The organism is Blautia caecimuris (assembly GCF_024622975.1).
Taxonomy (GTDB): Bacteria; Bacillota; Clostridia; order Lachnospirales; family Lachnospiraceae; genus Blautia_A; species Blautia_A caecimuris.
Map to the genome: position 1 here is coordinate 22,298 of NZ_JANJZT010000021.1, position 19,724 is coordinate 42,021.

22 protein-coding genes are annotated in these 19,724 nt (G+C 45.7%); 20 read left to right on the forward strand and 2 right to left on the reverse strand.

All coding sequences use genetic code 11. The features are described from left to right. Nucleotides 1-217 precede the first annotated feature (217 nt). The gene (locus NSA57_RS13095; RefSeq protein WP_173752102.1) at nucleotides 218-1,231 is read right to left on the reverse strand and encodes a ribonuclease H-like domain-containing protein; all 1,014 of its coding nucleotides are present in this window, start codon (nucleotides 1,229-1,231) and stop codon (nucleotides 218-220) included. 264 nt (nucleotides 1,232-1,495) lie between these two features. Between NSA57_RS13095 and NSA57_RS13100 the strand changes: the two genes are divergently transcribed. The 18 genes from NSA57_RS13100 to NSA57_RS13185 all read left to right on the forward strand — a co-directional run bounded on the left by NSA57_RS13100 (nucleotide 1,496) and on the right by NSA57_RS13185 (nucleotide 17,301). Then, complete coding sequence (locus tag NSA57_RS13100; protein ID WP_022067390.1) at nucleotides 1,496-2,344, forward strand: putative ABC transporter permease; 849 nt, start codon at nucleotides 1,496-1,498, stop codon at nucleotides 2,342-2,344. Nucleotides 2,345-2,366: 22 nt separating this feature from the next. Continuing rightward, entirely contained in the window at nucleotides 2,367-3,689 is a 1,323-nt protein-coding gene (rsxC, locus tag NSA57_RS13105; protein ID WP_147599027.1) for an electron transport complex subunit RsxC, read from the forward strand. A 13-nt stretch (nucleotides 3,690-3,702) separates the two neighbouring features. Continuing rightward, a complete protein-coding gene (locus NSA57_RS13110) occupies nucleotides 3,703-4,683 on the forward strand; it encodes an RnfABCDGE type electron transport complex subunit D (RefSeq protein ID WP_138270225.1) in 981 nt (326 codons plus the stop codon). After that, on the forward strand, nucleotides 4,680-5,288 hold the full coding sequence (locus NSA57_RS13115) for an RnfABCDGE type electron transport complex subunit G (RefSeq protein ID WP_257465059.1): 609 nt from the start codon (nucleotides 4,680-4,682) through the stop codon (nucleotides 5,286-5,288). Before NSA57_RS13110 ends, NSA57_RS13115 begins: the two co-directional genes overlap by 4 nt. Beyond that, nucleotides 5,285-5,998 (forward strand): electron transport complex subunit RsxE, encoded by a 714-nt coding sequence (gene rsxE, locus NSA57_RS13120; RefSeq protein ID WP_022067394.1) that lies wholly within the window; start codon nucleotides 5,285-5,287, stop codon nucleotides 5,996-5,998. The genes NSA57_RS13115 and rsxE overlap by 4 nt, the downstream gene beginning before the upstream one ends. Next, nucleotides 5,998-6,573: an electron transport complex subunit RsxA gene (gene rsxA / locus NSA57_RS13125; RefSeq protein ID WP_022067395.1), complete on the forward strand. Its 576-nt coding sequence runs from the start codon at nucleotides 5,998-6,000 to the stop codon at nucleotides 6,571-6,573. Before rsxE ends, rsxA begins: the two co-directional genes overlap by 1 nt. Before the next feature lie 12 nt (nucleotides 6,574-6,585). Next, a complete protein-coding gene (locus NSA57_RS13130) occupies nucleotides 6,586-7,377 on the forward strand; it encodes an RnfABCDGE type electron transport complex subunit B (RefSeq protein ID WP_022067396.1) in 792 nt (263 codons plus the stop codon). 214 nt (nucleotides 7,378-7,591) lie between these two features. Next, nucleotides 7,592-8,203, forward strand: a complete 612-nt coding sequence (ruvA, locus tag NSA57_RS13135; RefSeq protein ID WP_257465060.1) for a Holliday junction branch migration protein RuvA — start codon at nucleotides 7,592-7,594, stop codon at nucleotides 8,201-8,203. Between the two features lie 8 nt (nucleotides 8,204-8,211). Then, nucleotides 8,212-9,210 (forward strand): Holliday junction branch migration DNA helicase RuvB, encoded by a 999-nt coding sequence (ruvB, locus tag NSA57_RS13140; RefSeq protein ID WP_147599022.1) that lies wholly within the window; start codon nucleotides 8,212-8,214, stop codon nucleotides 9,208-9,210. Between the two features lie 145 nt (nucleotides 9,211-9,355). Beyond that, nucleotides 9,356-9,763 (forward strand): cell division protein ZapA, encoded by a 408-nt coding sequence (locus NSA57_RS13145; RefSeq protein WP_022067399.1) that lies wholly within the window; start codon nucleotides 9,356-9,358, stop codon nucleotides 9,761-9,763. Nucleotides 9,764-9,857: 94 nt separating this feature from the next. Then, the gene (locus tag NSA57_RS13150) at nucleotides 9,858-12,029 is read left to right on the forward strand and encodes a U32 family peptidase (RefSeq protein WP_257465061.1); all 2,172 of its coding nucleotides are present in this window, start codon (nucleotides 9,858-9,860) and stop codon (nucleotides 12,027-12,029) included. Between the two features lie 5 nt (nucleotides 12,030-12,034). Beyond that, complete coding sequence (locus tag NSA57_RS13155) at nucleotides 12,035-13,405, forward strand: FtsW/RodA/SpoVE family cell cycle protein (RefSeq protein ID WP_022067401.1); 1,371 nt, start codon at nucleotides 12,035-12,037, stop codon at nucleotides 13,403-13,405. Further along, a complete protein-coding gene (locus tag NSA57_RS13160) occupies nucleotides 13,332-14,810 on the forward strand; it encodes a peptidoglycan D,D-transpeptidase FtsI family protein (protein WP_173752104.1) in 1,479 nt (492 codons plus the stop codon). The genes NSA57_RS13155 and NSA57_RS13160 overlap by 74 nt, the downstream gene beginning before the upstream one ends. A 91-nt stretch (nucleotides 14,811-14,901) precedes the next feature. Then, nucleotides 14,902-15,345, forward strand: coding sequence for an NUDIX hydrolase (locus tag NSA57_RS13165; RefSeq protein ID WP_138270228.1), 444 nt, complete (start codon nucleotides 14,902-14,904; stop codon nucleotides 15,343-15,345). A gap of 58 nt (nucleotides 15,346-15,403) precedes the next feature. Next, a complete protein-coding gene (locus NSA57_RS13170) occupies nucleotides 15,404-15,715 on the forward strand; it encodes a hypothetical protein (protein WP_022067404.1) in 312 nt (103 codons plus the stop codon). Nucleotides 15,716-15,719: 4 nt separating this feature from the next. Further along, the gene (locus tag NSA57_RS13175) at nucleotides 15,720-16,715 is read left to right on the forward strand and encodes a DUF2953 domain-containing protein (protein ID WP_257465062.1); all 996 of its coding nucleotides are present in this window, start codon (nucleotides 15,720-15,722) and stop codon (nucleotides 16,713-16,715) included. Nucleotides 16,716-16,717: 2 nt separating this feature from the next. Further along, a complete protein-coding gene (locus NSA57_RS13180) occupies nucleotides 16,718-17,086 on the forward strand; it encodes a GerW family sporulation protein (protein WP_022067406.1) in 369 nt (122 codons plus the stop codon). Nucleotides 17,087-17,163: 77 nt separating this feature from the next. Further along, entirely contained in the window at nucleotides 17,164-17,301 is a 138-nt protein-coding gene (locus NSA57_RS13185) for a hypothetical protein (protein ID WP_022067407.1), read from the forward strand. Nucleotides 17,302-17,345: 44 nt separating this feature from the next. Here the strand turns inward: NSA57_RS13185 and rpmB are convergent, their stop codons facing one another. Beyond that, nucleotides 17,346-17,534, reverse strand: a complete 189-nt coding sequence (rpmB, locus tag NSA57_RS13190; RefSeq protein WP_022067408.1) for a 50S ribosomal protein L28 — start codon at nucleotides 17,532-17,534, stop codon at nucleotides 17,346-17,348. A gap of 155 nt (nucleotides 17,535-17,689) precedes the next feature. Here rpmB and NSA57_RS13195 point away from each other — a divergent pair, with 155 nt between their 5' ends. Together NSA57_RS13195 and NSA57_RS13200 are read left to right on the forward strand one after the other, a co-directional pair. Beyond that, complete coding sequence (locus NSA57_RS13195; protein WP_138270230.1) at nucleotides 17,690-18,049, forward strand: Asp23/Gls24 family envelope stress response protein; 360 nt, start codon at nucleotides 17,690-17,692, stop codon at nucleotides 18,047-18,049. Nucleotides 18,050-18,109: 60 nt separating this feature from the next. Beyond that, a complete protein-coding gene (locus NSA57_RS13200) occupies nucleotides 18,110-19,723 on the forward strand; it encodes a DAK2 domain-containing protein (protein WP_306814108.1) in 1,614 nt (537 codons plus the stop codon). Nucleotide 19,724: the final 1 nt, after the last annotated feature.

A 19,724-nucleotide genomic window follows, 5' to 3' on the forward strand; every position in this document is an offset into this window, starting at 1 on the left:
GTCAGTCTGAATACAGAAGATAAACTGAATTAACAAAAAGGATCATTACAGTTATGCGTATATGGCAGACTGAAATGATCCTTTTTTCTTTCTTTACCGAGAAAGGAGTGCGTTCGGTACTGACCTTTCTGGTACATAAAAATTTTTGTGAGAATGCTTCCGGATGCATACAGAATATGATCTGAGACACAGGAGACGGTTTATGGCCTCGGAATTTCTAAAAGCTGAGAAGGCATGGAAGGGTACTTTTTAGATACTGCGCCTGTTTTTCCGGATTGTTCAGGAAAGCTTCGCTGCAGGGAAACCAGGTATAACAGGTTTCCGGAGTGGCGGGAATCCTCAGACTTTTGTCCATGTACTGACTTAACTGTCTGGGCATGGCGGTATCTTCTCCGGGAATATAATCATAGGCTTTGTAATCTCTGTAGTACTGGCGTATTTTCTGATCTGTGGAAGTGACCAGAAGAGCTCCTTCCTGATCCCGGACAGTAATATAAAAATCTGTTCCCTTTTTGGAGACGGGTTTTGGCACAGGAGCCGGAAGCCGGAAAGAAAGGATCATCCGGTCTTCATCTGTTTCCGCTTTCAGAGGCTGATAATTGCCTTCCATCAGAACCCGGTATCCGAGCATGGAAAAAATGCTGCCAAGTCCCAGGAGATCCTCCTGATTGTGACCGAGGATGGTCTGTTCAGGCTCGGCCTTTGGATTTTTTATGTAGGATTTATAAAGACGAATGCACTGTCCGCCATCGCAGTGGAGGCGGGAGTCCAGCCCCAGGAATTCTTCCAGATCCGGCTGTTTCATTCGTTCCAGCTTCAGGAGATCTTTACAGGGCTTCAGTTCCTGATACAGATCCAGGACAGGGAGATTTCCGAAGGGAGAGGGCAGATTGTGTTTTTTGTAACGCGCTTCCAGATACGGCTGATCGAATCGTCTGCCATTATATTGGATTGTGGAGCTTGCAGAAGTCAGAAAATTAAAAAATTCACAAAGAATTTCAGGTTCCTCATCCTCTTTTTCCGCCATCCACTGATGGAGAAACCATTTGTTATTTTCCTGCATTACCGCGCCAATCAAATATAAAAAAGTGGAATATCGTGATAGTCCGGTGGTTTCGATATCATAAAAAACAGGGGCGTTTCCACAGTCGAAAGAGACGGAATTCGACAATTTTTTAACAGTCTCGAAGTCCGGAAACCCTTGTAAAATAGGCATTTTTTTAACAATCATATTTTTTCATTCCTTTCGTGATTGTACTTAATTATACACAAAAAAATAAAAAAATAATAGTGAATTTTTTCATAAATTGAGTTATAGTATAAACATCGTTACTGTTCAGATAGGCATGCTTCCTCCGGGCATTTTGGCATATATATGCAAAGCTCCCGGGACATTCAGGGCAAAATGCCATCACCGAAGGTCAGATGGATTGTAACGGAACATCAGCAGATGTTTGTCTGAAACAGGAATTTAAAACAGAAAGACGGGATGATTATGTGGAATCTGACAATTAACGGAACAGATCTTTACCATATTTTAAACTGGTTTTTTATTTACAGCTTTTTGGGCTGGGTATGGGAAACCTTTTATGTTTCTACAAAGCATGGAGAGTTTGTGAACCGAGGCTTTGTCAGCGGGCCTTTTTGTACAATCTATGGCTTTGGGGCAATATCTGTTTATCTGATTCTGAAGCCGATAGAAAATCATGTGCTGCTTTTGTTCTTAGGGGGCATTGTGGTTGCCACAGTGCTGGAATATATTACGGCGGTTCTGATGGAGAGTATTTTTCATACCTCCTGGTGGGATTACAGCGACCAGAAGTTTAATTTTCAGGGACGTATCTGCCTGGGAGTTTCTCTGGGATGGGGAGTTCTGACAGTTCTTCTGTTCAGGGTTCTGCATCCGCTTGTAGAGAAACTGGTTGCTCTTTATCCGGTGTATGTCGGAAAAATCTCAGTATGCGTAATAGCAACGGGGTATCTGTGTGATTTCTGCCGTTCCGCATCTGCAGCCTTCCATTTGAAGGAGAGAATTCCTTACTGGGAGCAGGATCTGGAAAAGAAGCGGGTGGAGCTTATGCTGAGGCTAAATGTGAAACTGGAATCGCTGGAGCTTCCCAAAGGTGCTTCTCCTGAACTTCTCAGAGAAAAGCTGGAAGATTCAGAAGCTCTCAGGATTTTAAGCGAAAAGCGTCTTGCATTCCAGAAAGAATTCACAGAAGAGCTCCGGGCTTACAGAAAAACGCTGGTAAACAGAACAAAGGGAAATACCAGACGTTTCCTGAAGGCTTATCCTCATCTGAATCGTGGATACCGTATGCGCCATAAGAAAGATAAAAAATAACTTGCAAAAGGAGGAAATAGATATGGGAAAACTTACCTTTAAGGGTGGGATTCATCCCTATGAGGGCAAGGAACTGTCCAAAAACAGTCCGATTGAAAAGTATCTTCCAAAAGGAGAGATGGTTTATCCGCTGTCTCAGCATATTGGAGCTCCGTCTGTTCCCTGTGTGAACAAAGGTGACCGGGTCCTGGCAGGACAGAAGATCGCAGAAGCCAACGGATTTGTATCCGTACCTCTGCACGCTTCTGTTTCAGGAACCGTAAAGGGCTTTGAAAAAAGACTGACTGCTGCGGGAAGTATGGCGGATTCCATTATCATAGAAAACGACCAGCAGTATGAAGAGACAGGATTCCAGGCAGCAGAGCTTTCTGAATTGTCAAAAGAGGAGATCATAGCAAGGATCCGTGAAGGTGGCGTTGTGGGAATGGGAGGAGCCGGTTTCCCTACTCATGTCAAGCTGTCTCCGAAGGAGCCGGATAAGATTGAATATGTTCTGGTAAACGGGGCGGAGTGCGAGCCTTATCTGACCAGTGATTACCGGAGAATGCTGGAAGAACCGGACAAGATCGTTGCGGGTCTTGAGGTAATGCTGAAGCTTTTTGATCATGCAAAAGGCTATATCTGCATTGAAGATAATAAGCCGGACTGTATTGCAAAGCTCCGTGAACTGGTAAAGGGACATTCCAGAATTGAAGTGAAAGAGGTTATGACAAAATATCCTCAGGGCGGCGAGCGTACTCTGATCTATGCCACCACCGGAAGAGAGATCAATTCCTCCATGCTTCCGGCAGATGCAGGCTGCGTGGTGGATAATGTAGATACAGTTGTGGCTGTTTATAAAGCGGTTATTCTGGGACGTCCGGTTATGAACAGGATTGTGACAGTGACAGGAGATGCCATTGCCAGTCCAAAAAACTTTACGGTTCTTACAGGAACAAATATGGAGGAGCTGATCGAAGCCGCAGGCGGACTGAAAACAGGCGCTGCAAAAGTAATCTCAGGCGGTCCTATGATGGGATTTGCCATGTTTGACCTTCATGTTCCCTGTGTAAAAACAACATCTGCGTTCCTCTGTCTGGAAAAGGATGCTGTTTCAGAGGCACAGAAACAGATGACAGCCTGCATTAACTGCGGACGCTGTGTGCGCGTCTGTCCGGGACGTGTTCTCCCTGCCCGTCTTGCCACACTGGCAGAAAGAGGGGATATGGCAGGATTTGAAAAATTAAACGGAATGGAATGCTGTGAATGCGGCTGCTGCAGCTATGTATGCCCTGCAAAGAGACCGCTGACTCAGAGCATCAAATCCATGCGGAAAATGGTTCTTGCCAGCCGCAGAAAGAAATAGGGGAGGTAAACCAATGGAACAAAAGTATAATGTGTCATCCAATCCTCACGTAAGAGATGGTATGACAACAAGCAGAATCATGCAGCTGGTAGTGATCGCGCTTCTTCCTGCAACACTGTTCGGAATCTGGAATTTTGGTTTTCGTGCATTCCTTGTTGTTGCGGTAACAGTGGCATCCAGCGTTATTTTTGAATGGCTCTATGATCATTTTATGCACAAACCAAATACAGTAAAGGATTTCAGCGCAGTTGTTACAGGACTTCTTCTTGCTCTGAACATGCCGGCGCAGATCCCGCTGTGGATGCCGGTTCTGGGAAGCGCATTTTCTATTATTGTAGTAAAACAGCTTTTTGGCGGACTGGGACAGAACTTTATGAACCCGGCTCTTGCAGGAAGGTGTTTCCTGATGATTTCCTTTGCAGGAAGAATGACAGACTTTGCAGTGTCAGATCATTTCCGGGGAGTTGTGGATACTGTCACAGGAGCCACTCCTTTGGCAGCTCTGAAAACCCAGGGATTTGTAGAAGGTACCTCTGTACCGGTACAGAATCTGTTTTTTGGAAATATCCAGGGAACCATCGGAGAGACTTCCGCTCTTGCAATCCTTATCGGCGCAGTGATCCTTCTTGTATTTAAGGTGATCGACCTGAAGATCCCGCTTACATATATCGGCAGTTTTTCTGTGTTTGTGATCATCTATATGCTGTGCACAGGAATGGGATTTGATGTAAATTATCTGTTAAGTCATCTGTTCGGCGGCGGTCTGATGCTTGGAGCATGGTTTATGGCAACCGATTATGTGACAACGCCCATTACCTTTAAGGGACAGCTTGTATACGGCTGCTGCCTTGGCGTGGTAACTGCAGTGTTCCGTCTGTTCGGCGGTTCTGCAGAAGGTGTTTCCTATGCGATCATTTTCTGCAACCTTCTGGTTCCGCTTATTGAAAAAGCAACCTATCCTGCTGCATTTGGAAAAGGAGGGAAAAAATCATGAGTATTGTAAAAGACACGATTTCCATTACTGCCATCACCCTCGTTGCAGGTCTGGCTCTGGGAGTGGTTCAGGATATCACTGCGGATCCTATTGCAGAGCAGAAGATGAAGGCAAAACAGGAAGCCTATAAATCTGTTTTTCCGGATGCAGACAGATTTGGGGAAGTTGAACTGGGAGATAAGACACAGGAGCTGGCCGGCGTACTCAGTGACAGCGGCTACGGCGCGCAGACCATTGATGAAGTAATGACAGCTTTTGACGCTTCTGACAATGAGATCGGATATGCGTTTACTGTGACAACCTCCGAGGGCTATGGCGGAGACATTCAGTTCGCCATGGGCGTACAGAAAGACGGTACACTGAATGGAATCTCTATTTTGTCGATTAGTGAAACTGCAGGTCTTGGAATGAAGGCGGACACAGATGATTTTAAAAATCAGTTCCGGGATAAAAAGGTGGAAAAATTCCAATACACCAAAACAGGAGCAGCATCAGAGGATGAAATTGATGCCATCAGCGGCGCGACAATCACCACCAATGCTGTAACCAACGGAGTAAACGCAGGCCTTGCCGCATTTCAGTACATGGAAGGAGGAGAACAATGAAAGCAAATACACCATCAGAACGTCTGATTAACGGTATTATTAAAGAAAATCCTACTTTTGTGCTGATGCTTGGTATGTGCCCTACACTGGCAGTTACCACTTCAGCAGTGAACGGCATCGGAATGGGACTGACCACCACAGCCGTTCTTGCAGCATCCAATCTACTGATTTCCCTGCTGCGCAAATTTATTCCGGACGGTGTGCGTATGCCCGCATTTATTGTTGTTGTGGCATCTTTTGTAACTATTGTACAGATGCTTCTGGAAGGCTTCCTTCCGGGTCTTTATGCATCTCTGGGATTATATATTCCTCTGATTGTTGTAAACTGTATCATTCTTGGCCGTGCGGAAGCATATGCATCAAAAAATCCTCCGATCCCATCACTTTTTGACGGTATCGGAATGGGGCTTGGATTTACGTTAAGTATTACCTGTATCGGCGCAGTCAGAGAGCTGATCGGCGCAGGACAGCTTTTCGGTCAGCAGATTCTGCCGCTGGCAGATGCTGCAGCCGGAAAAATGGGATATGAACCGGTTACGATCTTTATTCTGGCTCCGGGAGCATTTTTTGTTCTGGCTCTTCTGGCAGCTCTTCAGAACAAATTCAAGATCGGCGCGGCAAAGCGCGGGATTGATCCGAGTAATCCGGACAAGTGCGGCGGAGCCTGTGCTTCCTGCGGAAATACCATGTGCAAAGGAGGTAAACATTAATGAAAGAATTAATGCTTATCATTGTAGGTTCTGCACTTGTAAATAACGTGGTCCTCAGCCAGTTCCTGGGACTGTGTCCGTTCCTGGGCGTTTCCAAAAAAACAGAAACCGCAGCAGGCATGGGAGGAGCCGTAATCTTTGTTATTACGCTTTCTTCCTTTGTTACAAGTGTGATCTATCAGTTTATTCTGGTTCCCACTCATATGGAGTACCTGCAGACCATTGTGTTCATTCTGATTATTGCGGCCCTTGTTCAGTTTGTGGAAATGTTCCTGAAAAAGGCAATGCCTTCTCTTTATCAGGCTCTGGGAGTTTATCTTCCTCTGATCACTACAAACTGCGCTGTTCTGGGTGTGGCCCTTATCAATGTACAGAAGGACTACAATATCCTTCAGGGCACTGTAAACGGTTTTGCCACAGCAGTGGGCTTTACTCTGTCCATTATCGTAATGGCAGGTATCCGTGAAAAAATCGAGTACAATGACATTCCGGAATCCTTCCGCGGCTTTCCCATTGTTCTTATTACAGCAGGACTGATGGCGATCGCGTTTTTCGGATTTTCAGGACTGATTTAAGGAGGCGTAAATATGAATATCGGAGCAATTATCGTAGCAACTGTTGTAGTTGCGGCAGTGGGCCTCTTTATCGGCATTTTTCTTGGAGTTGCCGGAAAGAAATTTGCAGTGGAAACAGATGAAAAAGAGGTGGCTGTCCGTGAGGCCCTTCCGGGAAATAACTGCGGCGGATGCGGCTTCCCCGGCTGCGACGGCCTGGCTGCTGCGATCGCCAAAGGAGAGGCGCCGGTTAACGGCTGTCCGGTAGGCGGAGATGCAGTAGGAAAAGTGATCGCAGGGATCATGGGACAGGAGGTTGTGGAAACGGTCCGTCAGACTGCGTTTGTAAAATGTACCGGAACCTGTGAAAAAACAAAAAGCGATTTTGTATACACCGGTGTTGAGGACTGTGAGATGATGGCCTTTATCCCGGGCGGCGGGGCAAAAAGCTGTTCCTATGGCTGTATGGGCTTCGGAAGCTGCGTAAAGGCCTGTCCCTTTGATGCCATCCACATTATCAACGGTGTGGCTGTGGCAGATAAGGAGAAGTGCAAGGCCTGCGGCAAATGTGTTGCCAAATGTCCGAATCATCTGATCGAGCTGGTTCCCTATACCCAGACCACCTTTGTGGGCTGCAGTTCTCATGATAAAGGAAAAGCTGTTACTTCTGCCTGTGAGGTGGGATGTATCGGCTGCAAAAAATGTGAGAAAACCTGTCCGAACGGTGCTATTACCGTAACAGATTTCTGTGCTCATATTGATTATGAAAAATGCACCAACTGCGGCGCATGTAAGGAAGTCTGCCCCAGAGGCGTGATCCTGTAAAAAATATAAGACTGTTGTACATACAGTAAGATCCCGGTTTACAGATAAAACTCTGTACCGGGATTTTGTATTACCGGGAGAGCAGCGCATTCTGTATGAACCTTTACGGCCGCCGGAGGATGAGGGAGATTTCTCGAATAGATGTTTGCTTTTTTGCGATAACTGTGATATCATAAATCGATACAGGAAAAATCAAGCACAGGAGCGGCAGCTTATGATTTCATTTATATATGGCACAGTAGTGGATTCCACAGAAACCTCAGTGATCGTAGAGGCAGGCGGGATCGGCTATGAGATTTTTATGACAGGCTCTGCCATTGAACAGGCAGTCCGAAAAGAAGGACAGGTAAAGATACATACGCATTTCCATGTGAGAGAGGATGCCATGCAGCTTTTTGGCTTTTTAAGCAAGGATGATCTTCAGATGTTCCGGCTTCTTCTGGGCGTCAACGGAATCGGCCCAAAGGCGGCGCTTGGGGTTCTCGCAGGGCTTACGGCAGATGAACTGAGATTTGCTGTTTTATCGGATGATGCAAAAACCATTTCCAAAGCTCCGGGTATTGGAAAGAAGACGGCTCAGAAGCTGATCCTGGAACTGAAAGACAAGCTGAAGCTGGAGGATGCTTTTGAGAAGAAGCTTGCCCATGAGCAGGATGCGGCAACCATTTCAGGGACAAATATCCTGAATGGAAGCAAAGAGGCGGTGGAAGCACTGGTTGCGCTGGGCTACAGCAGTACGGATGCCCTGCGGGCAGTACGTAAAGTAACAGATGTGCCGCCGGATGATGTGGAAGCCATTCTGAAAGCAGCCCTCAAAAATCTGTAGGAGTTTATATGGAAAAAAGAATGATCACCACTGATGTAACAGAAGAGGACTTTCCTCTGGAGGGAAATTTAAGGCCTCAGACACTGGAAGAGTACATTGGTCAGGAAAAAACAAAAAAAACACTGAAAATTTATATAGAAGCAGCCAAACAGCGAAAGGATGCGCTGGATCACGTGCTTTTTTACGGCCCTCCCGGACTGGGAAAAACAACTTTGTCCGGAATCATTGCAAATGAGATGGGAGTGCATATGAAGGTCACTTCAGGGCCTGCCATAGAAAAGCCGGGCGAAATGGCGGCGATCCTTAACAATCTTCAGGAGGGAGATATTCTTTTTGTGGATGAGATCCACAGACTGAACCGGCAGGTAGAGGAGGTCCTTTATCCTGCCATGGAGGATTTTGCCATTGACATTATGATCGGAAAGGGGGCGTCTGCCCGCTCTATCCGTCTGGATCTGCCCAAGTTCACACTGGTGGGAGCGACCACAAGAGCAGGTCTTTTATCTGCGCCTCTCCGTGACCGTTTCGGCGTGATGCATCATCTGGAATTTTATAATCATAAAGAACTGGAAACGATTATTCTCCGTTCCGCGCAGGTGCTGGACGTGGAGATCGACCAGAAGGGGGCGGCGGAGATCGCCAAAAGGTCAAGGGGAACGCCAAGACTTGCCAACCGGCTTTTAAAGCGTGTCCGGGATTTTGCTCAGGTAAAATATGACGGGAAGATCACCTATGAGGTGGCTGTTTTTGCCCTGGATCTTCTGGAAGTGGATCAGTACGGGCTTGACAAGATCGACAGACGGATCCTTAAAACTCTGATCGTAAACTTCAAAGGAGGCCCGGTGGGTCTGGAAACACTGGCTGCAGCTATTGGAGAAGATTCCGGTACATTGGAGGATGTCTATGAGCCATATCTTCTTCAGAACGGCTTTTTAAACCGCACGCCAAGAGGGCGTATGGCCTCGCCTCTTGCCTACAGTCATCTGGGCTATGAGAAGATTTCATAAAAAATTCTATACTTTTCGACAAGTTTCGGGTATAATAAAATATGAATGATTTTTTCTGTCTCCGGGAAACCGTGATTCTGAAGGAAAATGAGACAGGAACTTTAATGGAAAATCAGGGAAATTTTATATACACAGGAGGCTTTGTATGGCAGTCAAGAATACGGCACAGGTAGTGATCGGGGGAAAGATCATCACTCTGGGAGGCTATGAATCAGAGGAGTATTTTCAGAAGGTAGCGTCTTACATAAATAATAAAATTGCGGAGCTCAGTGAAATGCCGGGTTATTCCAGGCAGCCAATGGAGACAAAGCATACTCTGCTCAGCCTGAATATTACAGACGACTATTTTAAGGCAAAAAAGCAGGCGGAAATTTTTGAACAGGATCTTCAGCAGAAGGATCAGGAAATGTATGAGTTAAAGCATGAACTGATCGCTCTCCGTATGAAAATGGAGGAAACAGAAAAACACCAGCAGGAGTCAGAGCACCAGCGCATCCTGATGGAAGGGAAGATCAAAGAGCTGGAAGGCGAAATTGAGTCATTACTAAAGTAAAAGTCAGAGGGGGATTGCTTCGGTAGTCCCCTTTGTCTGTTTTCAGGGATTCTGAAAACAGTTTCTGTACAGCAGAAAAGAGAAGTGAGGGATTATGACAGATATGAATAAAACAGAGCTTCTGGCGCCTGCAGGTTCCTATGAAGCCTTTGAGGCAGCCCTGGGAGCAGGGGCAGACGCGGTGTATGTAGGCGGTCCCGATTTCGGCGCCAGGGCTTATGCGAAGAATTTTACCCAGGAGGAGCTGATACGCGCTGTGCGTACAGCCCATCTTCATGGGAAAAAATTATATCTTACAGTAAACACATTGCTGAAAAACAGAGAGCTGAAGGAGCGGCTTTATGATTCCCTTCTTCCATCTTATCTGGAGGGACTGGATGCGGTGATCGTTCAGGATATGGGAGTTCTGCGCTTTATCAGGAGAAACTTTCCGGATCTGTCCATTCATGCAAGTACGCAGATGGCTGTTACCGGACCGAAGGGAATGCGGTTTCTGGAACAGCAGGGAGTAACCCGTGTGGTTCCTGCCCGTGAACTGACGCTTGAGGAGCTTGCTTCCATGCACAGGGAAAGCCCTATTGAGATTGAGGCGTTTATACACGGGGCGCTCTGCTACAGCATATCCGGTCAGTGCCTTATGAGCAGTATGATCGGAGGAAGAAGCGGAAACCGGGGAAGATGTGCTCAGCCCTGCCGGCTTGCTTATCAGGTAAGGGAGCAGCAGGGAGGATTTAAAGGGAAAGAAACCTGTCCTCTGAGCCTGAAAGATATCTGTACCCTTGATATTCTTCCGGAAATCCTAGGTGCAGGAGTGATGTCCCTTAAAATCGAAGGAAGAATGAAGCAGCCGGAATATACGGCTGCAGTTACGGGAATTTACCGGAAGTATCTGGATATACTAAAGAAAAATCCGGATTCCTATCAGGTGGATGCTCAGGATCGGAAATATCTTCTGGAGGTATTTAACAGAGGCGGTTCCTGCTCCGGATATTATAAACAGCAGAACGGCCCTTCCATGGTGGCTTTTTCCAATCATAAAAAAACAGGAGATATCTCTGTGCCTCTGAAGCAGAAAAAGGAAAAAATAAACGGAACACTGATGCTGTATCCGGAAAGCCCTGCAGTGCTTCAGGTTTCTCTGAAGGATACAGAGACTGTTGTATCAGCGGGGGAGGTTCAGTATGCCAGAGAGCATCCCATGGAAGAAGCGCGGATCCGCCAGCAAATGGAAAAACTGGGAAACACAGAATTTGTCTGGGACAGTCTTGATATTCAGTCCGACGGAAATATTTTTGTGCCTGTAAAGGTTTTAAATGAACTGAGAAGAACTGCTCTTGCACAGCTGGAGCAGGAGTTTCTTGAAAAATACAAAAGAGAAGCTCCGGAAAAGATTCTCCGGGGGGAAGAAGCGAAGATACAGCCCGGAGTCAGATCAGAGGATCCACTGGGTATCTATGCCTCCTGCGAGAAACCGGAACAGGCAGAGGTCCTTATGAACAGTCCGGAGATCACAGGCCTTTATCTGCCTTTTGATGTGATGGAAACCTGTATGGAACAGGGACTTCAGAAGGAAAAAGAACTGTACCTTTCTCTTCCGCGGATCACCCGTGGGAAAATGCCGGAAGAGTATCGAAAAAAGGCTCTGACCTGGCTTTCCATGGGAATGAAAGGCTTTCTGGTAAGAAATCTGGAAGCCTATGGAATGCTGAGAGAAGAGGGGCTTCAGAAATATTGTGTGGCAGATGCGTCTCTTTATACCTGGAATGATGAAGCCTGCGCGTTCTGGAAAGACGAGGGGATTCTGAGAAATACTGTTCCTCTGGAATTAAATGAAAAGGAGCTGCGCCACAGAACAAACCGGGACAGTGAGTTTATTATTTATGGTTATATTCCTCTGATGCTGTCTGCCCAGTGTGTGCGCAAGAACACTTTTCAGTGTGACAGAAAAGAAGCGCATATGGTGTTAAAGGACAGATATGATAAGGAATTTCCATGCGCCTGCGTCTGCTATCCCTGGAAAACCGGAACTACAGACCAAAAAGAGTTCTGTTATAATATTATTTATAACAGCATCCCTTATGGACTTTTAAATGAAAGCCAAAAGGTAAAGGAACTTAAAACAGCATCTCTCAGACTTTCCTTTACTCTGGAATCTGCAAAGGAGACAAAGGAAATCGTCAGAGAGTTTCTGGACGTATATGTTTACGGAAAAAAAGCTTCTGCCCGTGAGTTTACAAAGGGACATTTTAAAAGAGGAGCCGAATAAGGCATATGATTAATGTAATTGTTGAATTATCAAAGTATCTGATCCTGACGCTGATGATCATTTATACCTTTCACTGTTTTTACACAGTGCGCCAGCAGGATGAGATTGAGAGAAACGAACTTCTGCGCCAGCAGATGGTGCTGATCTTTTTTATGGATTTCACTGCATTTCTGGTGATCTATCTGAAAACCTTTAATTTTCAGGTGATTGTTTTTTATGTTGAAATGATGGTGTTTTTTGCAGCGGTGCAGATCCTGTACAGGATTTTTTACAAAAAGGCATCCCTGCTTCTTCTGAACAATATGTGTATGCTTTTAAGCGTGGGATTTATCATGCTTTGCAGACTGGACATCGCCACAGCCACGAAACAGCTTGTGATCGCGGCGGCAGCCAGCGGAATCGCGCTGATCATTCCGGTTATGATCCGGAAAATGAAATTTCTCCGAAGGCTTACCTGGCTTTACGCAGGAGTGGGCATCATCCTGCTTGCGGCAGTTTTTCTTCTTGCAAGAACAAGCTACGGAGCAAAACTGTCTCTGATGGGAATTCAGCCCTCTGAGGTTATTAAAATTACCTTTGTGTTTTTTACAGCCTCTCTGTTTTCCAGAGCAAACGATTTTCGCACGGTTGTGCAGGCAACTGTAGTGGCGGCTCTTCATGTGGGCATCCTGGTGCTTTCCAGAGATCTTGGAAGCGCGGTGATCTTTTTTGCCGCCTATCTTGTAATGCTCTATGTTTCCACAAAAAAGCCTCAGTATCTGGGACTTGGACTGGCGGGGGGAAGCCTTGGGGCAGTGGTGGCATACTTCCTTTTCGGTCATGTGCGCCAGAGAGTCAGCGCATGGAGAGATCCGATGGCTGTTTATCAGAACGAGGGCTATCAGATCGTCCAGTCACTGTTTGCCATCGGAACAGGCGGTTGGTTCGGCATGGGACTTTGCCAGGGTTCGCCGGAGTCTATTCCGGTTGTAAAAAATGACTTTATTTTCAGCGCTATCTGTGAGGAACTGGGCGGGATTTTTGCAATCTGTCTGATTCTGGTATGTATGAGCTTTTTCCTGATGATCGTAAATATTGCTCTCAGGATCAAAAATCCGTTTTACAAACTGATTGCTCTGGGACTGGGAACAGAATATGCATTTCAGGTCATCCTCACTATTGGCGGAGCTACCAAGTTTATTCCTATGACAGGCGTTACCCTGCCGCTGGTAAGTTACGGAGGAAGCTCTGTAATGAGTACGATCCTGATGCTTGCCATTATCCAGGGACTGTATATTTTAAGAGAAGACGAGGACGAGGAATTTGAGAGACGCAGAAAAGAAGCAGCGCAGAGAATTCGAGCAAGAGAGGAAGCGCGCAGAGCGAGAGATATCTAAAAAAAGACGTGCCAGAAACAGAGAATATACATTTGTATCCTGGTTTTTTGTGGCTGTTTTTATGGCAATGATCGGATATCTTGTATATTTTAATGTGGTAAAAAGCGAAGACTTTATCAACAGTCCGTACAACACCAGACAGGACACCTTTTCGGACCGGGTGGTAAGAGGACAGATTCTTTCTTCTGAGGGAGAAATTCTTGCCAGGACGGATGTTTATGATGACGGTACTGAGGACAGGATCTATCCCTATGCAAATGTGTTTGCCCATGTGATCGGATATGATTCCAACGGAAAAAGCGGACTGGAGTCAGAGGCAAACTTTCAGCTTCTGACCTCTCATGAGTTTTTCCTGAACCAGATGAAAAATGAATTTCTGGGAAGAAAAAATATGGGAGATACCGTGATCTCCACTTTGAGCGCAAACCTGCAGACAACCGCCTATAATGCTCTGGGGGACAGAAGAGGGGCTGTGGTTGCCATGGAGCCTTCTACAGGAAAGATACTTGCCATGGTCAGCAAACCGGATTTTGATCCCAACTCCATTGAAGAAAACTGGGAATGGCTGGTCAGTGATGAGACAAACTCCAGTCTTTTAAACAGAGCCACCCAGGGACAGTATCCGCCGGGATCTACCTTCAAAGTGGTGACAGCTCTTGACTATTTCAGAAAACATGGAAGCTTTAACGGATATTCCTATGTCTGTGAGGGAAGTATTACAAAAGAAGATCATACCATTCAGTGCTATAACGGGACAGTCCACGGACAGGAGGATTTTTACTCGGCCTTTGCCAGCTCCTGCAACTGTGCATTTGCGCAGATGGGGCTGGATCTGGGAGGAGGATCTCTGCTGGAAACAAGCGAGGATCTGCTTTTTAATAAAAAGCTTCCCCTTGCCTCCTACAAAAAAAGTACCTTCAGCCTGAACGGAAAGTCAGGAATCCCTCTTACCATGCAGACCTCCATCGGTCAGGGAAACACCCTTGTTTCCCCTGCCCATATGGCAATGATCACCTGCGCTATTGCAAACAACGGAGTGCTTATGAAGCCGTATCTGATTGACAGAGTAGTAAACAATACAGGAGATCAGGTAGATGAAACTGCTCCGGAGGTGTATAAACGTCTCATGACAAAAAATGAGGCAGTGATGCTGGGAGAGCTGATGAAAGATGTTGTAGAATACGGAACCGCCTCTGCTCTTTCCGGACAGGGCTATACGGCGGCAGGAAAGACCGGTTCCGCCGAATATGATGAAAACGGCTCCAGTCATTCCTGGTTTATCGGATATTCCAATGTGGATGATCCGGATCTTGCGGTTGCAGTGATCGTTGAAGGAGGAGGTACCGGAAGCGAGGCTGCTGTGCCGATCGCCTCTCAGCTTTTTAACGCTTATTACTACAACTGACCGGAACAAACAGTTGCCAGCAGAGGCAAAAAGAGTTATACTATATCCAGTTTGAAATATCATTCACACGCATTACAGGAGGGACTTGCAGATGATAGAAGCAACGAGCTGTGGCGGTGTGGTAATTTATCGTGGAAAAATACTGGCTTTATACAAATCTTACAGAAACAGATATGAAGGCTGGGTATTGCCAAAGGGAACCGTTGAAAAGGGAGAGACCCATATCCAGACGGCGCTTAGGGAGGTCAAGGAGGAAGCAGATGTAAACGCTTCTATTGTAAAATATGTAGGCAAAAGTCATTACAATTTTACAGTTCCCGAGGATATGGTCACCAAGGAAGTTCACTGGTATCTGATGACGGCTGATAATTATCATAGCAGACCTCAGAGAGAGGAATTTTTTGTGGACTCCGGGTATTACAAGTTTCATGAAATTTATCATCTTCTCCGTTTTTCCAATGAAAAACAGATTGTGGAGAAGGCGTATCAGGAATATCTGGAAATGAGGAGTCAGGGACTCTGGGGCAAAAAATAAACAGGGTTGTGTTTTACGCAGCCCTGTTTAGATTTATCAAAAAGGGGGAATCCTTTAAATGCTGAAATGGCATGACCATTATTACGTAGGAGAAAGTGTACGTGATGAAAGCGCAGTCCGTGAGAAGCTGGATGCAGGAAAACCTGTGCCCGGAATTTATCTGGTGACTTTTTCGGACAACCCTCATAACATTCTGGAGATCATTCCGGCTGTGACCCTGTTCCAGAAAACTGCTGCCAGACTGTGTCCTGAGATCGTAGGCATGGCAAAGGGCATGGATGAAGCCATGGAACTGGTGCAGATGATCGTACAGACTGTGTATGAGGAGACAGGGGATGTCCTGGTGGAAAAATATTTAAAAAACAGGTGAAGGCATGTTACATATCTTATGGATGCTGATAAAATTGATATTGATCCTTCTGGGAACGGTTTTGGGACTGGCAGTGCTTGTTTTGCTGCTGCTTTTGTTCTGTCCTGTCAGATACAGCGCCGAGGCTTTAAAAGAAACGTCCTCTTTTAAGGAAACCGAAGCCGCAGTTCGTGTAAGCTGGCTGTTCGGAGGCATTTCCTTTACTTTCAGAAGGATACAGGGAAAAAATACTCAGAAACTTTGCGTTTTTGGGATTCCGGTTCTGAGCCTTCTCCAAAAACGGAAACAGAAAAAGGCCGCTGCCGGGAAAGTGCAAACGGCAGAGAAAAGCCCTTTGTCTGAACAGCCGACTGAGAAGCCGCTGCCCGAGACAAAAATATCCCTGCCTGAGACAGAAATATCCCTGCCGCAGGAAAAGAAACCGGATATTCCCTATGGTTCTGCCGAAGCAAAACAGAAAAAAGATCCGGAAACAGGCACTTCTGATCTCAGTGAATCAGACGAGAAGATCCGGACTGAAAACAAGAATAAAATATCAGCACTTCTGGACAAACTAAAAGAAATCATGGACAGGCTTGCGCAGCTTCCTTCCATGCTCAGCAAAATTCCGTTAACAATCCGGAGGATTTATGATAAGATAGACTGGTACAGACAGTTTTTTGAGCATCCCAGGACAAAGGAGGCAGTGAGTCTGGTTCTTGACCGGAGCAAAAAACTGATGCATCATATTTTCCCAAAAAAGATAAAGGGGAAGGTGACTTTTGGAAGCGAAGATCCTTCCATAACCGGAACCGCTCTTGCAGTTCTGGGAATGACAATGCCCTTCCATAAAAACAGAGTGGAGATTGTTCCTGTTTTTGACAATCAGAATATTCTGGAGGGAAATATAAAAATAAAAGGCAGGATCTACGGCTTTGTACCGGTGAAAATGCTGGCAGAGCTTTATTTCAATAAAAATATTAAATATATCATCAGCCGATGGAAGCATAAGGAGGTCTGAAAATGGCAAACGAAAATAATTTTAAGGACACGGTAAATTCCCTTTTTAAAGGACTGGACACATTTATTTCAGCAAAAACCGTTGTGGGGGAGGCAGTCCATGTAGGCGATACCATCATCCTTCCGTTGGTAGACGTTACCTTCGGCGTAGGCGCGGGAGCCTTTGAGGGGGACAAAAAAAGCAACGGCGGCGGTGGAATGACCGGAAAGATGACGCCGAGCGCTGTGCTGGTGATCCAGAACGGAACTACGAAGCTGGTAAATATTAAAAATCAGGACGGACTGACCAAGGTTCTTGATATGGTTCCGGATTTTGTGGACAGATTTGCCGCAGGAAAAAACAGCAGTGAAACAACCGGCACAGAAATCTGATTTTATCTTTTTATTTGTGTTCCCGGAAGTATTTGCCGCATAAGATAGTATAGACCAAAGAGAAGAGGTTGTGCGATGTGGGAAGACTTCTGGGACTGATGCTTTTTTGTATAGGGATTGGAATGGTGATCGGAATGCTGATCGCGGAAAGTGTGATTATTGTGATCGCAGCAGGTCTCTGTCTGCTTTGCGGATATCATATGTTTTGCAGATAAAAAATTCCCCACGCTTTTGCGAGGGGAATTTTTAAGTTTGAGTTTTATGCTCTTTCAACTTTTCCGGATCTCAGACAAGAAGTACATACATACATCTTTTTAGCTCCGCCTGTAGCAGTTTTAACTTTTACAGACTTTACGTTGGATTTCCACATTTTATTGGATCTTCTATGGGAATGACTTACATTATTTCCGAAGTGAGCACCTTTTTCACAGATTGCACATTTAGCCATGATAGCACCTCCTTGACGCTTTTTTTCAACAGATTTTATTTTAACAGATGAAAAAGGCTTTTGCAAGCAAAAAAAGGAAAAATATAAAAATAATATTCCTTTTTCCGGGAAAAAAGGTTATAATACATACATATTAAAAAAATGGAGGTACCTATATGAATGGACGTATAGATTCCGGACTCGGACAGATAGTGATTGACACCGATGTGATTGCAACCTATGCAGGCAGTGTGGCAGTGGAATGCTTCGGCATTATCGGCATGGCTGCAGTCAGCATGAAGGATGGTCTTGTCAAACTGCTCCACAGGGACAGTCTGAAACATGGTATCAGTGTGATCATTACAGAAGAAAATAAAATCCGTCTGAATTTCCACGTGATTGTGGCTTACGGTATCAATATCAGCACGATTGCGGACAACCTTGTCAGCAATGTCAAATATAAGGTAGAAGCTTTTACCGGCATGGAAATTGAAAAGATCAACATCTATGTGGAAGGCGTACGTGCAATAGACTAAGGTTATGAGGAGGAACTTGTGGTGAGTATAAAAACCATAGATGCAAAAACACTGGCCAGAATGTTTCTGGCAGGAGCCAGAAATCTGGAAGCAAAAAAAGAATGGATCAATGAACTGAATGTTTTCCCTGTACCGGATGGAGATACAGGAACTAATATGACCATGACGATCATGTCCGCAGCTTCTGAAGTAAGCTCTCTGGAAGAATTTGATATGGAAACTCTGGCAAAAGCTATTTCTTCCGGATCCCTTCGCGGCGCAAGAGGAAACTCCGGAGTTATCCTTTCCCAGCTTTTAAGAGGATTTACAAAAAGTGTAAAAAAAGCAGAGCGTCTGGATGCCCTGGCCCTTGCCGCAGCCATGGAACGGGCAGTGGAGACAGCATACAAGGCTGTTATGAAGCCAAAGGAAGGAACCATTCTTACAGTGGCAAAGGAGGCAGCTCTGAAAGCTGCGGAGATCGCTCCTGAGGCAGACGAGCTTCAGCCGTTTTTTGAGGAGGTCTTTGCCCATGCGGAGGCAACTCTTGCCAGAACGCCGGAAATGCTTCCTGTTCTGAAAGAGGCGGGGGTAGTGGATTCCGGCGGACAGGGGCTTCTGGAAGTTCTCAGAGGCGCCATGGACGGCTTCCTAGGCAAAGAGATCGACTATTCTGTTTTTGAAAAGAGCAGTTCTCCTTCTGTAACAAAGATCTCTCCTCAGGCAGAGGCAGATATTAAATTCGGCTATTGTACAGAGTTTATCATTCTTCTGGATAAAGCTGTTTCAGAGGAAGAGGAACATAAATTTAAAGAATTCCTTACTTCTATTGGCGATTCCATTGTTCTGGTTGCAGACGATGAGATCATTAAAGTGCATGTGCATACCAATCATCCGGGACAGGCTATTGAACGTGCTCTGACCTATGGCGCTCTTTCCAGAATGAAGATTGACAATATGAGAGAAGAGCATCAGGAAAGACTGATCAAGGATGCGGAAAAGCTTGCAAAAGCGCAGGCAGAGGCAGAGCCGCCAAAGGAAAACGGCTTTATTGCGGTTTCTGCAGGCAGCGGACTTACAGAGATCTTCCGTGAGCTGGGTGTGGATTACCTTATTGAGGGCGGACAGACCATGAACCCAAGTACAGAGGACATGCTGAATGCCATTGCAAAGGTAAATGCGGAAACCATTTATATTTTCCCGAATAATAAAAATATTATCCTTGCTGCAAATCAGGCCCGCGATCTGACAAAGGATAAAAAGATCATCGTTGTTCCCACCAAGACAGTTCCTCAGGGAATCACTGCCATGATCAGTTTTGTTCCGGAAAAATCAGCAGAGGAAAACGCTCAGGAAATGGAAGAGGCAGTTTCCAAGGTTCAGACAGGTCAGATCACTTATGCGGTCCGCGATACACGTCTGGATGACAAAGAGATCCATGAGGGAGACATCATGGGAATCGGAGATAAGGGAATTCTTGCTGTAGGTAAGGATAAGGAGCAGGTTGCTCAGGATACCATTGAAGCCATGATGACAGAGGATGCGGAAGTGATCAGTATTTATTACGGAGAAGACGCATCAGAGGAAAAGGCAGAAGAACTTGCTGCTGCTGTTGAAGAGCTTTATCCTGACTGTGAAGTAGAGCTTAACAGAGGCGGACAGCCGATTTATTATTACATTATTTCTGTAGAATAAA